Raw genomic sequence first — 14,148 nt, forward strand, 5'->3', positions numbered from 1 at the left:
ACTTCATTTATGTAAGGATAGAAAGACAAGGGGGAAAAATGAACGAGAACAGATCAAGCCGGATACATGCTCGGCGCAAGCGCTCACGCAGAAAATGGGTACGTATGGGAAAGAACACGCTCCTATTTAGCTTGTTGGCCATCTTCGTCGTCGGAACCTACTACCTATTCCAAATTGCCATGGATGGAGAACATGCCAACCCGAACACACAGCCTACTCCTGACAATACCGCGAACCAAAAGACTTCTGTGCAGCTCACCTTTGTCGGTGACATCATGATGTCAGGAAATGTTGAGAAAACCTTACTCGCAAACAGCTATGACTACCCATATAAACATGTAAGCTCGCTCTTTTTGCAAGATGATATCACCATTGCCAATTTGGAGACGCCTATCACCGTCACAGGTGTTGCCGCTCAAAACAAGGAGTATGTCTACAAATCATCGCCACTTGCTGTTCCTGCCATGAAAAACGCGGGGATTGATGTGGTGAATCTCGCCAATAACCACTCCATGGACCAAGGGGTTCCAGGATTGTTGGATACTTTTGACGCTTTGGACGAAAACCGGATTGAATACGTCGGCGCCGGTAAAGATGCCAGCCGTGCCTATTCACCTGTATTCATAGAAAAGAACGGCATCAAGATCGCGATTCTCGGCTTCAGCAGGGTCATTCCCGAAACGAGCTGGTTTGCAGGAGATTCCCAGCCAGGTATGGCCGCTTCCTATGATCCTACACTGGCAGTGAAAGCGATCCAGGATGCGAACAGCCAAGCTGATCTCGTCGTGGTGATTGCACACTGGGGCAAGGAACGCTCCGACTATCCTGTCGATCATCAAAAAGAGCTGTCCCGTGCCTACATCGATGCTGGTGCAGATTTGATTGTCGGCGGTCATCCCCACGTACTTCAAGGCTTTGAACGATACAACGACAAATGGATTGCGTACAGTCTTGGCAATTTCATTTTTACACGGTCAAACGAACCCAAGACTTGGGAAACGATGGTCCTGCAAGCAAGCTGTACGAAAAGCGGCGATTGTGAACTGACGATGCTTCCGTTTCACGCAGAATTGGGACAAGCCGTACCCATGAATGAAAGCAATGGCGCTGCCCTGCTAAAACGCATCGAATCCATTTCTGAGAGTGTCGACATTCAAAGTGACGGGCGTGTGCAGCCACGTGCTAAAGCAGTGGAGACTGCCCCCTGACAAAAGAAGCCGTGTTTCCAGATACCTAGAAATACGGCTTTTCTTCATATGATTCCTCTTCCTTACGCAGATTCAAGAACAGGGAAGCAGCGCACTTCTAAGCCAAAATCATTTTTCAACAAAGACTCATGCTCTTCACTGATTCCTGTCACGATCAAGCCTGCGCGCAAGACGCCACCCAAATCGAATTGGACTTTTAGCTTATGTACGTTCACTCCTGCCTGCTGAAGGAAATGCAAGACTCGGTCTGGCGTCGCAGTATGACATGAGCCCTCAAGATAACACAGGACGTGTTCTGCCGAGTCCGATGTAGCTCCAGCTTTGTCAGCCGTTTTTTCTTTCCAGGTAGGATGCGGCGTGAATGGCTGTGTCAATAAATAGGCCAAATCCTCCACGACTGCACTTGCTGTAGGAAGCTCTCCCGCCCCTCTTCCTGTAAACAGCAAGTCTCCCACGATGTTGCCGGATAGCTGGACAGCATTAAATGCGTCGTGGATTTGCGCCAACGGATGGCTCAGCGGAAGCATGGTTGGTTCAACAGATAGGCGAATTCCTTTCTCAGCTTGATAGGCCTGTGCGATCAGCTTGATCCGATACCCCAGCTCGCTTGCAATCCGAATGTGACCTGCTGACAAATCTGCAATTCCTTTACGAACAACATCCGCTAAAGGCAGCGATTCTCCGTAAACAAGCTGTGCCAAGATATACAATTTGTACATAGCATCGAAGCCTTCTACATCCGAACGAGGGTCTGCTTCCGCATAGCCCAGCTCCTGCGCTTGCTTGAGCACCTCCTGATATGAGAGCTGCTCTGCTTCCATTTTCGTCAAGATGAAGTTCGTTGTTCCGTTGAGAATACCGCGAACACCTTGGATATCATTCGTGCGAAGGAACTGCCTCAGCACACTCAAGATCGGGATGCCCCCTGCCACACTCGCTTCATAGGCAAGATGCACTTGATGCTGATTTGCCAAATCGACTAGCTCTGTTCCTTTTTTCGCCAGGAGCTCTTTGTTGGCAGTTACCACATGGCAGCCCTTTTTGATCAAAGCACGAACGTAGTCATAGGTAGGTTCTACACCACCCATGACCTCCACCACGATATCCACATCGCTTCTCAATACATCCTCAAAATCTGTTGTCAATAAAGCCGGGTCGACATGAACCGCCCGCTCTTTTTCCGAGTCACGCACCAATGCCTTGACGATTTCAATTCGTTTACCCAGACGAGTAGCCAGCTTCTCCTGTTGCGAGCGAATCGTTTTGATTACGCCTCCACCCACTGTCCCCAATCCCAATAATCCTACGCGTACCACTTCTGCACTCATTCTAACCACCCCATACCCCGAATTTTGGATAAAAAGAAAAAGCCATCTTCGATAAGAAGAAGGCTTGTAAGTAGCTAATGCTCCCCCTCCTTATCTCCCAGGACGTATATGTCCTGCAGGAATTGGCACCTTGTCACAAAATATGCGTGACGGTTGCCGGGCTTCATCGGGCCAGTCCCTCCACCTCTCTGGATAAAGAAAATATGAAATTAAAAAACCTTCTTCGCTAAGAAGAAGGTTCATCTACCAATGGAGTAACCCGCTTCTTATCTTTCGAGACGAAACGTCTCGCAGGAATTGGCACCTTGTCGCTATATGCAACGGTTGCCGGGCTTCATCGGGCCAGACCCTCCACCTCTCTGGATAAGAACCATTTATGCTGTTGAGCTTTATTCTAAGAAATTCCAAGGCAAGCGTCAACAAAATTCTTTCTTTTCTGATTGCAAGCTGATTTTGGCAAAGCTTTCAGTTGTAGGTGAACAGGCTTTCTACCTCTTCCATACTGCAGCAAGTGCAATGAAACACGCCCTCGTGGCAGTCCTCAGGCAGCTCCTTTTCCTCAACATATCCGCACCATTGGCAAATAAAAACTTGAATCATCATACGCCCTCCTCTTCTTTTATCCTGCCCAAAATAAAAAAAGCATTTTCCGCTCGACCGTGACGATCGTTAGAAAATGCCAGAAAAGGAGGGACGTACTTGTCCACTCGCTGTTTTTCGCAAGCCATCTCTAACACCTCCCTATCTCCCGTAGGTCTATCAGTGTTGTCGAAACAGGCAGGTCTCCTGACTATGGGTTCATCGTCTAGCGTCGCCTTCCCCGTCTATTTGGATAGACCAGTGGCTTGTTGGACGCTGACTCCCCTCTTACAGTGGCGGGACCGTGTCGGATTTGCACCGAGCTTCCCTATTATCCTTGGGGCGAATTGGTAACGCCCTAAGGAACCTGTTTCCACCTATGAAATTGTCTTTTCTTGCTACTCTCCTCAGTTATTTTTCCGTGTATTGCGAACCTTGTTCGTGGGCCAGTTGCCATTCCTTCCCCAAATACCGCTCTTTCAAAATGGTAGTGTGGTGAGCTTCATGTCCAGCAATCACGTAGGCCAATGTCTTTGCAGATAGTTTGTTTCCGTTGGCAAGTCCTGTACGCGTCCATGCTTCCGGAGAGATTCCGCGGACCTGCGCGATGGTGGAAGCACGAACAGCCTTGTACTCTTCCAATAAATCTGAGAGGTCTCTTAGTTGAAAGCCCCCGTGTTCAACAAAAGCATTCTCATCAAAACCGACGAGGGGTGTCTGATCTCCTCTCGCAATTCTCAACAAGCGATAGCTCATGATGCGTTCTGTATCGATGAGATGACCCAAAACCTCTTTTACCGTCCATTTGCCTGGTGCATACCGATAATCAATTTGCTCGGGCGCAAGTGAGGAAAATAATGCGACTTGCCTCTCTCCTTGTTGTGTGAGGATCGTTTGCAGCTCCCCCTCCGGTACAAGTCCAATATAATAGTCAAAATAAGCAGCGTATTCATCCCGCTCTGGTCGTCTGAGCATACGTTTCCCACTCCTCGTCATTCAGTTTCGATAGACAAATTGCTATGTAAACCTTCAAACAATAGGACCCTTGCCGGGGCTGCATCGGTGCCAATCAGCTTGAGTGGGGCAGCTACCAGAAAGTACTCGCCTGGTGGGACCTCTGCTAGCCGCAAGCCTTCTATGACAATGACTCCCGCTGCAAACAGCTTTTTATGTGTGGGGTGACCCTCCTGGCTACGTTCGATTCCAAGTGCATCAGTGCCAATGCCCCGCACCCCCAGCTCACTTACATATTCTGCACCTTCCTCTGACAGAAAGATGAATTCAAAAGAGAACGCCTCTTCAAAAGAGTTTTTCGTTTTAAACAGGACAAAATCTCCTCGCGCAAGATCGAATCTCTCCAAGTCAGCGCGTGTGATCCTGTCTTCTACCGCTGTGAGATCGAGAACCTTGCAATTGCCAACTAGCTTCTCCAAGGAAATACTCTCAAATGTATCGCCAGCATTCACCATGTGCAGGGGAGCATCCACATGGGTACCCGTGTGAAGGTCCATATCGATTCTCGATTCGGTTACATACCCACTGGTAGCCGTATGTATTTTCGGCTGCTTTTCCGGCTTGTTTTTATATACCGTCATTCCTTCGTACACGGTGGCGGTTACATCATACATTTTCATCCCAAACCCACTCCCCTTTGCCTACTGTTTTTTTCGATCCGCTGGAAAAGCAATGCCCATCTGTCTTCTCGCTTCATCCATGACCTGCATGGCCATTTTGGAAACTTCATGCGAATTCGTTGCGGATTGTCTGGCCCCAATCCTTGCCAAGCGCAAGAATTCTCTTATTTCATAGTGCATAGTCTTCGGGGTCTGTGGCCTTGTTACTTGCTCGATTCGTCCGTCCCTGTAACGAATGTCCACTTCTTTGAGATGGTTGATTCGATCGATTACCATCGTGGCGTCCTCCCCTTGAATTTCTGCTGGCTGATAGGAGGTCGTAATTTTCGAGTAGCTAATGATGGCATCCATCTGGCGATATTTCAACAGCATACTGCCTTCTCCATCCACGCCAGAATCAAGCACAATTCCTCCTGCTTTGACGTCGTCTGGTCTGCCAAAAAGGATGAGTAACGGATATAGACAATAGATACCGATGTCCATCAAGGCTCCGTTTGAAAAAGCAGGATCAAAAGCACGTAAAACCTTCCCTTCGCGGTAGGCGTCATAGCGCGAAGAATATTGGCAATTGCTCGCAATAAAACGTCGTATTTTTCCCAGCTTGTGAAGGTTGTCTTGTATCGCAAAAAAATTGGGCAACAGTGTAGATTTGACAGCCTCCATGAGAAGCACGTCATTTCTTTTCGCTGCCTCGATCATTTCTTCTACCTCAATTGCATTGGAAGCGAGTGGCTTTTCACACAATACGTGCAGCCCCGCGTCCATGCACTGGATCGCTTGTTCCGCGTGGCAGGAGTTGGGGCTCGCAATATAGACCGCGTCAATATTTTTGCTTGCAGCCATTTCTTCTAGGCTGCTATAGGCGAATGGAGCATGGTACTTGTCAGCGATTTCCTTGGCGCGTTCGATGGTACGTGAATAAACAGCCTGAAGAGAAAATCCTTCTACTTCTTGACCAGCCTGGATAAATTCCTCGGTGATCCAGTTCGTTCCGATTACGCCAAATCGCATCTCATCCGCTCCCTTTTCTTTTTCTATCTCGTTGCAGTGACTGGCACTCGTTCTTCGACCTTATCCAGCCACCACACGAATCCGTCTGCTGCAAGCAATTGCTCTGCGGCCTTTGGTCCGAATGAGCCGGCTTCATACGTAAAGAGCGGTACCAAATTTTCAGCGAAGGCTTCCAAAATCGGTGTCACCCACTCCCACGACAACCGGACCTCATCCCAATGCGCAAAGTAAGTGGAATCCCCCCGGAGTGCATCGAACAAGAGCAGCTCGTACGCTTCTGGCACGTCTTTTGTCCCTGCACTGAAATCTACCGTCACCGGCTCAATCTTACCGCTATTTGTCGGATTCTTACTATTTACCTGCAAAGCAATACCTTCGTTCGGATTCACGCTAATAATCAACAAATTAGGCGATGTCGTTTCATTTTGCTCCTGATATAGCTTTTCGTGCGGATTTTTGAACTCAATGACGATCCTTGTTGATTTTTCTTGCAGTCTTTTGCCCGTGCGAATATAAAAAGGTACCCCTTGCCAAAACGGGTCATCAATCCAGACACGAGTGGCAATATACGTTTCTGTCATGGAAACTGGATCGACACCAGGCTCGTCCCTGTAGCCAGCTACAGGCGTTCCTTTAATATGTCCTGCGCTATACTGACCGCGAATAACGTGGGTCCCGACTTCTTCTTTCTTCATCGGACGCACGGCTGCCATTACCTTGCGTTTTTCTTCGCGGATATGAGCGGATGTGATTCGCTTCGGAAGCTGCATGGCGATGATCATGAGCATTTGCAACATGTGATTTTGAAGCATGTCACGCAGTGCTCCAGCTGGCTCGTAATATCCAGCCCGATCCTCGACGCCGACCGTTTCATTCGCCGTAATTTGCACGTTGGCGATGTACTGATTGTTCCAGAGAGCCTGAAAGACCGGGTTCGCAAATTCGAGAGCCTCGAGGTTTTGCACCATCGGTTTTCCCAAGTAATGGTCAATGCGATAAATTTCTTCTTCCGAAAATGCTTTTCCCAGCTTTTCATTCAATTCTTTCGCGGATTGCAAATCATGTCCAAACGGTTTTTCAATGATCAGACGCTTCCAGCCTGTCGTTGAACCGAGTCCGCTGGCTTTGACATTGGTTGCAATTCCCTCGAAAAATTGCGGGGCCACTGACAAGTAAAACATCCGGTTTTGCGGAATCTGCAGCTCTTGCTCTCTTTGCAGGACTAGATCATGTAACGTAACATAAGCACGCGGTTCCATGACATCTACTTCCGCATAGCGACAAGCAGACAAGAAAGCATCTAGTTCGTGGGAATCAATCAGGGCCCGACGGGAAAACTCATGGACAGAATGGCGAACAGATTCCTGAAATTCGTCATCAGACCACGCCCTTCTCCCCACGCCGATAATCGAAAAGGCGGCAGGCAACTTTTGATCGACATATAAATTGAAGAGCGCAGGGAAAATTTTGCGTTTTGCTAAATCTCCTGTCGCGCCAAAAAGGACAAAGGTCATCGCTTCCATCTACTGTTTCATTCCCTTCATACGTACGCCGTAATGATGGTTTTTTTGTCGTTACCCTGTTATTATTCGAGAAAATCACTGCTTTATCAATATGCAGCCTTACGAACGACGCAAGATTGCACGTACCGGACTTCCATCTGCTTCTACCAAAGACAGCGGCAGTGCGATCAGTTCGTAATCTCCCGGTTCGACATGATCGAGCAGAAGCCCCTCCAAAATATGAATATCCTGCTGGTGAAGTCCATGATGAGCAGCGAGTTCCTTGCTGTCTAGCGGATCGACAGATGGGACATCTACTCCAATCAGCCGAATGCCTTTTTGGGCGAGAAACGCTGGCAAGTCCGCTCGCAGATGACAGATGGTTGACGGAAATTGATGGGGATCGCTCCATGATAACGTTTTGAGCAGCAAGCGTTCGACCCCCTCCAGATCAACCTGGACAAAATCTTCTGGGCCAATGCTAGAACGTCCAGTAAGCTCCACCACTCTTGCCTCTCCGATGTACAAGTCTAGGGGCAATTCAGCTATTTTTCGGCCATCGTCATCGAAATGAAACGGAGCATCCACATGGGTACCTGTGTGAACACTCATGGTTACTTTACCGACATTGACTGAGCCACTCTCCGTTTTGGGCCAGTTTACTACATAGTGAAAGGGAGTGTCTCCTGGCCAGGTCGGCATACCTGCCATGAACGGACGGGATATATCTATTATTTTCATCGCGTATTCTCCACCTTCCAGCAACTGTTAGCGCCTATACTCAGCGTACAAAAAAGACTGTATTGAGTCAATATTCTAACATTTGCACAAAAAAGACCGCAGCTTGATAGCGTGCCGACAGTCTTTTCGTTGATTTCAGATTCTACTGTGAAGAGATAGGTAGTCCCACACTTCATCATAAATTCCGTTGTCATCCACTTGCTTCAAATGTTCTTTCAAAGTCCTCAACCACTCAATGGTTGTTGGATACGTAGCTGCAATGGCCTCACGCAGATCGCTCATTTGAATCGGGCGATCGACCCCTTTTGTTACGATATCATGCCATACTTGCTCCGTCGCGAGCTCCACCACGTACTCGATGTCTGCCCCCGAATAAAACTCTGTCCATCCTGCCAATTGCTCATAATCGAGCATCTCAGAGGGACGGCCCTCCAGTTTTAAGCGAAAAATATCCTCCCGTGCTTGCCGATCTGGCGGTCCGACAAAAATCCAGTGATCAAACCCAGCCGCTCGAAGCATGGAAGGCTCCAACTCCCATGGAACATTGGTTGCGCCCATTAGGACGAATCGTTCGTCGTACTCGCCCGCCTCCGCTATCTGCTGAAGCCATTTGGAATCGATCCCCTGTCTAGGATAGGAGTTCGCATGCTCTTCATCATGGCTGGAAGCGTCCAGTTCATCTAAAAAGAACAGAAACGGTTTATTGGCAGGGACTGTCGCTAGTAAATCGTGGATGTTGAAACGTCTGTTTGACGGCGTATACATACTTCGACCGCCTGTGATTGCCATAGAGAAAAAATGAGCCTGACATTCTTCTGCGGTTGCTTTTGCCAGCAAAGATTTTCCGCACCCCGAAGGTCCGTAAAGTAAAAGGGTACTTTTCTTTTGAGGCAGCCGTTGTGAGATAGGCTGTAGGAGTCTTTGAAAGATTATCTCTTTTACTCTTCCATGCCCGCCGACCGTTCCAAAACCCGCCGTTTTCTCAACGAGTTGAACCGATTTCGCGGTGGTCTTCCCTTTGCCCCCTTCAATGACGCGTATCTTAGGTGAAAACATCGTAGTGTATGTAGAGGAATCCTTCTGATTGATCCCTTTTAACGTCCGCGAATAGGGGAATTCTTTTTGTAGCTTGTTGAGCTCGATCACAATTTTTTCCTTCATCGCTTCATTACCATAGGCAAGGGCCTGCGTAAACGCCTGTAAAGCCTCCGTACGATCCCCCTGCTCAGCATGCTCTAACCCTAACAACAGCCATACTGGTGCATTGCGTTGATCGCTCGTCAACATGCTTTTCAGTATTTCTATCTTCGTCATCTGCTTCATCCTCTGCGATCGTTCTGCTTCAAGCGATCGTTTAGTATCACGGACATATCCATTATAATGCATACGTCTCGCAAGAAGAATACGAAAAGTAGGAAAAGATGGAAGAAGGGCTGTGACTATCATTCGAAAAAGACGCCTCCTGCTACACAGCATCGGGCGTCCAAGATCCAGTCTCTATCCTCTCGACGGAAAAGCTCCACCTTCCACACAAATGATAAACGAGAGTCCGAGATAAGGTTGCATATTATTATGAGGCTGAGTCCCGCCTGTGATTCCAATTGCTTGCTGACTAAGCTGTGTCCCATCACTCGTGTTGGAGTAAGGAATGATACCTCCCCGGCCACCAGTGGATGACCATTTTGACCCTGTTGGCGTATCCCCTGTAGGAGCTGTGCACACATTCGGAACGTGAGTATGAACCGGAATTTGGTTTTGCAGAAGTGTTATATTGGCAGCGCCATCTGTCTGACCTGCCGTACGCGGTGTCAAGCCAGGTCCTGCCCCCTGATTCATCGGGGCTGCGCCTCTTAAATTGGGAAGCGCAAATGTGGTCTTGCCATCTCCGCCATACTTTGAACCCAATATCGAATACAAAACAGGATTGGAAGAGATCGTAAGCAATTGTCCATCACAAAAAGCCCAGTCCCTTGGCGGGAAGCTGCCAGCGAAAATACGAATTTCTCCAATATACGGATCCATATGATAGTGCCTCCTTTAGTTTCTTGACGGGTAAATCCCTTGAATCGCGATGCAAAAATTCCCGACCAAATACGGCTGCATATTGGTATGAGGTGCACTGTTTCCTACCGTTTGCAACGCACTCTCACTCATCGTCGTATCAGGGGTTGTCCCATAGGTTGTAGTGGATGCTTGTGCCCAGTAGTTCCCAGCGCTAATTTTTTCAGAGGCTGCTGCATTCGAGCCGGTTGCCATATGGGTATGGGCGGGTATCTCGCTTGTCGAAAGTACATGACTTTCTTCGCCGGCTGACAGACCGCGCGTAACGATGGGGCGATCCTGTTGATTGTTTACATGAACAGGGACACGCCCTCTTAAATCCGGTAAAGCAAACGTGTTTTTCCCGTCCCCCCCATAAGCACCTCCTAACAAGGAATACAGTGCCTGGTTTGTATTGATAGGCAACAGCGCTCCATTACAAAAAGCCCAACCCTTTGGCGCAAATGGAAAGGGAAAAAATCGAATTTCTCCAAGAAATGGTTCCATGTAAAATCCTCCTGTTCGATTGGAATGTTAATTTTGTTGAGGATAAATCCCATACAGGGCAATGATGAAATTAATAACCGTAGACGGCATCAGGTTACTGTGTGGTTGATTTCCACCTACAGCACTCAAGCTGGACGCGTTCATCAATCCATCAGGTGCATTTGTTGAATATAGCTGCGTATTCTTTGCCCATACAGCATTGGCAGGGCTGTTCTGCGTTCCTGGCTGCGATGATGCATGGACCGTATGTGTATGCGCGGGCAATTGTGGGATGGTTAAGTTGACGGATTCTACACCATTTTTTTCACCTATCACGAAGTTAGTTCCTGTACGCGGATTTTTCCCTTGATGGAGCGGGATACGTCCTCGTAAATCAGGCAACGCAAAAGTCGTTTGTCCATCCCCGCCATATGTGGTTCCAATCAAACTAAATAACGTGTCGTATTCAGAAATAGATAAGATCTGTCCTTCGCATAATGCCCATCCTTGTGGTGCATAATCTCCTCCAAACATCCTGATTTCTCCAAGAAATGGCTCTGCCATGTTGCTTCCTCCTTATGTAATGTGGTTATTCCCTTTGTCATGCGACCAGCCTGGTCATTTTTGCAAAAGTGGCTGCCATTCCATTTGGATATACAGCCCCGTTGAGTCTGTCACGATGAAATGAAGTCGTTCATATAATCGAAAGGCAGGATTCCCTTGTAAAACATGTAAACGGATCGGTAATGGGACAGCTTCAGCCTCTTTTTGCAGTTCGCCCATAATGCCAGAACCAACACCCTGTCCCCGATAAGCAGGCAGCAAAGAAATATCGACAAGATGCAGTGCATCTCCGCTCGCATCCGTGATCAAACGACCAATAGGCTGCCCGGATCGGAGAATGATTTGATGATTTTGAGCGGGAAACTGCATGTGGTAAGATTTCTGCTGCATGATAAACTGCGACTGTAAAAAAGCAAGCTTGTCCGACTCACTCCAACCCCAAAGAGCTATTTCTTCGGTTCGAGTAGAGCAGTACAATTCCCAAATAAACGCTTCGTCTTGCTCATATTCAAAAGGCCTGGTATGTACCATAATCCTCCTTGTAGCAATCGTTGTACTTTTCTGTCATTTGATCAGTTACCTGCTTGCATTCTTTCAGGCCTGGATACACCGACTTCACTTTCCTCTGTGTATCGCTCTTCCTCCTTCGAACTTTTTCTGATATCCTGCCTGATTTAATAGCAATCATCAATCATGATATCATTAGCCGAATTCCTTCTAACACTAACTAAAGTTAGCTCTTTTATATGAAAAACGCTTCGTCCCCCAAAATGAGAAGAAGCGTTTTTATCGCTTGCAAAAATAAGGAAGACCCCATATTACATCTACGAGGCTAAAGCCTTTCCTTCTGGACATCTCCAAATCTGATCCTCTCGCCCATGCTCCCGATGATTTGACCTTGATTATCAGTGCGGTAAATGATCCAGATGACAAACTGCTGCTAGCTGCGGCTCGTCGACAGATCGCTTTGATTGACGTCACGCGTTGGACAGAACGATTTACAAAGTCCATCGACCGATTAAAGAAGGAGAACATAGGCTCTCCAGTCATACTCGCCTCAGGGTGGATGGGGGGAACTATATCCCTTCTTGCAAGCATACATACCTCTTCCTTGCAAGATGTCCAGATTCATCTTCACGCTCTTTATTCCCTTCAAGACAAAGCGGGTCCAGATTCCACCGACTATATGGATCGTATGAATATTCCTTTTACTGTCACCACACCTACTTTTGCCCTTGTTTCATTTGTAAAAAGCCGGATATGGAACCTGCTCGGCAAGAGCACACGTCAAAAAATACTGTACAATCCAGGCGCAGGATCTCCTCACCATGTTGTCATCCAAATAAACGGGTGCAATCAGCATGGCATGAACGTGAAACGCCAAGTCGAGATTACTGATCCGAAAGGGCAGACTCACCTGACCGCTTTGGGAGCTGCCATTTTTGCGCAACAAATTATTCGACAAAGCGAAAACTCAACGGTTACGCCCGGTATTCTGTTTCCAGAGGATTTTGGCCATTTCGAAATGACTGCCGTCGATATCCTCCAGTTCTATCGATCCGAAGGCGTCCAGATTACGATCCACGACGAAACAAAAAAGAGTAGGACGGTCTGAGTGCCGCCCTACTCTTCATCCTGTATCCCTTTTTATTCAAAAAAAGTACGCGGGGACTTCCGCCATTCGCCCAATACTTTTTCCTGTTCGCTCGTAATAACCCCTTGCTCTGAAGCTACTTCCAAAAGTGCTGTGTAATTCGATATGGTCGAGCAAGGAATGCCAGCTTCCTCAAACAAGGCTTGGGCATCCGGGAATTGGTAGCTGAAAATGGCTACGACTCCCAGTACCTCTCCGCCCTCAGCCTGTACCGCTTGCGCTGCTTTCAAGGAGCTACCTCCTGTGGAAATCAGGTCTTCAATCACGACGACCTTTTGACCAGCCGCCAATGCACCCTCAATCTGGTTTTGGCGACCGTGGCCTTTTGCCTTGTCCCGTACGTAGATCATAGGCAGATCAAGCAGCTCTGCAACCCATGCAGCATGTGGAATACCAGCAGTTGCTGTTCCCGCCACGACTTGCGCATCTGGGTACTGCTCCTTGATCAGATCAGCAAAAGCTCTTGCAACGGCACGGCGCACATGCGGATAAGACATCGTGATCCGGTTGTCGCAGTAGATCGGGGATTTGATCCCGGACGTCCATGTAAAAGGTTGCTCCGGTCGCAGATGAACTGCCCCGATTTCGAGAAGATTCGCTGCAATTTGTTTAGCGGTTGTCATTGTCGTCATTTCACTTATTCCCTCCAGCTGGCTACTTTACGAACGATCTTTTTCCACTGCTGCGACGATACTTTGCCAAACCCCTACCGGATCTTTTGCACCCGTAATGGCGCGTCCGATCACAAGGTAATCACTGCCCAAGCGGAATGCCTGTTCTGGTGTCGTGATACGTGTCTGATCGCCTTGATCTGCTCCCAGTGGACGAATTCCTGGGGTTACGGTTACAAATGCGTCTCCAGCAGCTTTTTTGATCATCGGTACTTCTAACGGAGAAGCAACGACCCCATCCAAACCAGCTTGCTTGGTCATCAGCGCATAGTGCACGACAACATCCTCTACCGCACCTGGAATCGCCAATTCTTGATTCATCGTTTGCAAACCAGTAGATGTCAGCATTGTAACACCGATCAGGAGGGGACGAGCAGCACCTGCCGCTGTCCCTTGCTCCAAGCCTTCTCTCGCTGCCGCCATCATGGCTACGCCGCCTGCCGCATGAACGTTTACCATGTCTGCTCCCAGACGCGCCAGGCTTCTCATTGCGCCTTTAGCTGTATTGGGAATATCATGAACCTTCAAGTCGAGGAACACGTTGAATCCTTTATCCTTTAAAAAGGAAACGATCGCTGGCCCTTCTGCGTAAGCGAGCTCCATCCCCACTTTTACATAGCGGATATGCCCCTGAAGCGGCTCGATGCACTTTTTGACTTCATCCAGTGTGGAAAAGTCGAGCGCAACAATCATGCGTTCGCGAATATCGGTTAGTTGTTGTTGCACGCTG

The 14,148-nt window shown here is 48.2% G+C and carries 16 protein-coding genes and 3 riboswitches; of the genes, 2 read left to right on the forward strand and 14 right to left on the reverse strand.

The genetic code is table 11. The features are described 5' to 3' along the window. The first annotated feature begins 38 nt into the window (after positions 1-38). On the forward strand, positions 39-1,208 hold the full coding sequence (locus tag KB186_RS07195) for a CapA family protein (protein WP_173608150.1): 1,170 nt from the start codon (positions 39-41) through the stop codon (positions 1,206-1,208). 62 nt (positions 1,209-1,270) lie between these two features. Here KB186_RS07195 and KB186_RS07200 read toward each other — a convergent pair whose 3' ends face one another. The 12 genes from KB186_RS07200 to KB186_RS07255 form a co-directional block, all read right to left on the reverse strand. Continuing rightward, positions 1,271-2,536 carry a homoserine dehydrogenase gene (locus KB186_RS07200; protein WP_221868428.1) on the reverse strand — a complete coding sequence of 422 codons (1,266 nt, stop codon included), beginning with the start codon at positions 2,534-2,536 and terminating at the stop codon, positions 1,271-1,273. Positions 2,537-2,623: 87 nt separating this feature from the next. After that, positions 2,624-2,735: riboswitch (SAM riboswitch) on the reverse strand. A gap of 64 nt (positions 2,736-2,799) precedes the next feature. Continuing rightward, positions 2,800-2,906, reverse strand: a riboswitch (SAM riboswitch). 95 nt (positions 2,907-3,001) lie between these two features. Then, positions 3,002-3,139, reverse strand: a complete 138-nt coding sequence (locus KB186_RS07205) for a hypothetical protein (RefSeq protein WP_173607641.1) — start codon at positions 3,137-3,139, stop codon at positions 3,002-3,004. A 156-nt stretch (positions 3,140-3,295) separates the two neighbouring features. Beyond that, a riboswitch (cobalamin riboswitch) is annotated at positions 3,296-3,501 on the reverse strand. Positions 3,502-3,526: 25 nt separating this feature from the next. Continuing rightward, entirely contained in the window at positions 3,527-4,090 is a 564-nt protein-coding gene (locus KB186_RS07210) for a DinB family protein (RefSeq protein ID WP_232773311.1), read from the reverse strand. 17 nt (positions 4,091-4,107) lie between these two features. Then, positions 4,108-4,749, reverse strand: coding sequence for a cyclase family protein (locus tag KB186_RS07215; RefSeq protein WP_173608153.1), 642 nt, complete (start codon positions 4,747-4,749; stop codon positions 4,108-4,110). Between the two features lie 21 nt (positions 4,750-4,770). Then, on the reverse strand, positions 4,771-5,760 hold the full coding sequence (locus KB186_RS07220) for a Gfo/Idh/MocA family protein (RefSeq protein WP_173608154.1): 990 nt from the start codon (positions 5,758-5,760) through the stop codon (positions 4,771-4,773). 23 nt (positions 5,761-5,783) lie between these two features. Next, positions 5,784-7,283, reverse strand: coding sequence for a glucose-6-phosphate dehydrogenase (gene zwf / locus KB186_RS07225; protein ID WP_232773312.1), 1,500 nt, complete (start codon positions 7,281-7,283; stop codon positions 5,784-5,786). A 99-nt stretch (positions 7,284-7,382) separates the two neighbouring features. After that, on the reverse strand, positions 7,383-8,003 hold the full coding sequence (kynB, locus tag KB186_RS07230; RefSeq protein WP_173608156.1) for an arylformamidase: 621 nt from the start codon (positions 8,001-8,003) through the stop codon (positions 7,383-7,385). Positions 8,004-8,138: 135 nt separating this feature from the next. Continuing rightward, positions 8,139-9,317, reverse strand: a complete 1,179-nt coding sequence (locus tag KB186_RS07235; RefSeq protein ID WP_173608157.1) for an ATP-binding protein — start codon at positions 9,315-9,317, stop codon at positions 8,139-8,141. Positions 9,318-9,500: 183 nt separating this feature from the next. Next, positions 9,501-10,025: a phage tail protein gene (locus KB186_RS07240; protein ID WP_173608158.1), complete on the reverse strand. Its 525-nt coding sequence runs from the start codon at positions 10,023-10,025 to the stop codon at positions 9,501-9,503. 15 nt (positions 10,026-10,040) lie between these two features. After that, positions 10,041-10,550 carry a phage tail protein gene (locus KB186_RS07245; RefSeq protein WP_173608159.1) on the reverse strand — a complete coding sequence of 170 codons (510 nt, stop codon included), beginning with the start codon at positions 10,548-10,550 and terminating at the stop codon, positions 10,041-10,043. Positions 10,551-10,577: 27 nt separating this feature from the next. Continuing rightward, positions 10,578-11,093: a phage tail protein gene (locus KB186_RS07250; protein ID WP_221868431.1), complete on the reverse strand. Its 516-nt coding sequence runs from the start codon at positions 11,091-11,093 to the stop codon at positions 10,578-10,580. 54 nt (positions 11,094-11,147) lie between these two features. Further along, positions 11,148-11,624, reverse strand: a complete 477-nt coding sequence (locus KB186_RS07255; RefSeq protein ID WP_173608161.1) for a GNAT family N-acetyltransferase — start codon at positions 11,622-11,624, stop codon at positions 11,148-11,150. Between the two features lie 367 nt (positions 11,625-11,991). Between KB186_RS07255 and KB186_RS07260 the strand changes: the two genes are divergently transcribed. Beyond that, complete coding sequence (locus tag KB186_RS07260; protein ID WP_232773313.1) at positions 11,992-12,708, forward strand: hypothetical protein; 717 nt, start codon at positions 11,992-11,994, stop codon at positions 12,706-12,708. A 32-nt stretch (positions 12,709-12,740) separates the two neighbouring features. Here the strand turns inward: KB186_RS07260 and pyrE are convergent, their stop codons facing one another. Together pyrE and pyrF are read right to left on the reverse strand one after the other, a co-directional pair. Continuing rightward, complete coding sequence (gene pyrE, locus KB186_RS07265) at positions 12,741-13,379, reverse strand: orotate phosphoribosyltransferase (RefSeq protein WP_087349934.1); 639 nt, start codon at positions 13,377-13,379, stop codon at positions 12,741-12,743. A 27-nt stretch (positions 13,380-13,406) separates the two neighbouring features. Continuing rightward, on the reverse strand, positions 13,407-14,144 hold the full coding sequence (pyrF, locus tag KB186_RS07270; RefSeq protein WP_330873220.1) for an orotidine-5'-phosphate decarboxylase: 738 nt from the start codon (positions 14,142-14,144) through the stop codon (positions 13,407-13,409). Between the last annotated feature and the right edge of the window lie 4 nt (positions 14,145-14,148).

Source organism: Brevibacillus sp. AF8 (assembly GCF_021270385.1).
GTDB lineage: Bacteria > Bacillota > Bacilli > Brevibacillales > Brevibacillaceae > Brevibacillus.

What these genes read in the sequence shown, in the direction of transcription:
- KB186_RS07195 (WP_173608150.1), top strand. Translation starts at nt 39, where the DNA reads ATGAACGAGAACAGATCAAGCCGGATACATGCTCGGCGCAAGCGCTCA.
- KB186_RS07200 (WP_221868428.1), bottom strand. Translation starts at nt 2,536, where the DNA reads ATGAGTGCAGAAGTGGTACGCGTAGGATTATTGGGATTGGGGACAGTG.
- KB186_RS07205 (WP_173607641.1), bottom strand. Translation starts at nt 3,139, where the DNA reads ATGATGATTCAAGTTTTTATTTGCCAATGGTGCGGATATGTTGAGGAA.
- KB186_RS07210 (WP_232773311.1), bottom strand. Translation starts at nt 4,090, where the DNA reads ATGCTCAGACGACCAGAGCGGGATGAATACGCTGCTTATTTTGACTAT.
- KB186_RS07215 (WP_173608153.1), bottom strand. Translation starts at nt 4,749, where the DNA reads ATGAAAATGTATGATGTAACCGCCACCGTGTACGAAGGAATGACGGTA.
- KB186_RS07220 (WP_173608154.1), bottom strand. Translation starts at nt 5,760, where the DNA reads ATGCGATTTGGCGTAATCGGAACGAACTGGATCACCGAGGAATTTATC.
- zwf (WP_232773312.1), bottom strand. Translation starts at nt 7,283, where the DNA reads ATGGAAGCGATGACCTTTGTCCTTTTTGGCGCGACAGGAGATTTAGCA.
- kynB (WP_173608156.1), bottom strand. Translation starts at nt 8,003, where the DNA reads ATGAAAATAATAGATATATCCCGTCCGTTCATGGCAGGTATGCCGACC.
- KB186_RS07235 (WP_173608157.1), bottom strand. Translation starts at nt 9,317, where the DNA reads ATGACGAAGATAGAAATACTGAAAAGCATGTTGACGAGCGATCAACGC.
- KB186_RS07240 (WP_173608158.1), bottom strand. Translation starts at nt 10,025, where the DNA reads ATGGATCCGTATATTGGAGAAATTCGTATTTTCGCTGGCAGCTTCCCG.
- KB186_RS07245 (WP_173608159.1), bottom strand. Translation starts at nt 10,550, where the DNA reads ATGGAACCATTTCTTGGAGAAATTCGATTTTTTCCCTTTCCATTTGCG.
- KB186_RS07250 (WP_221868431.1), bottom strand. Translation starts at nt 11,093, where the DNA reads ATGGCAGAGCCATTTCTTGGAGAAATCAGGATGTTTGGAGGAGATTAT.
- KB186_RS07255 (WP_173608161.1), bottom strand. Translation starts at nt 11,624, where the DNA reads ATGGTACATACCAGGCCTTTTGAATATGAGCAAGACGAAGCGTTTATT.
- pyrE (WP_087349934.1), bottom strand. Translation starts at nt 13,379, where the DNA reads ATGACGACAATGACAACCGCTAAACAAATTGCAGCGAATCTTCTCGAA.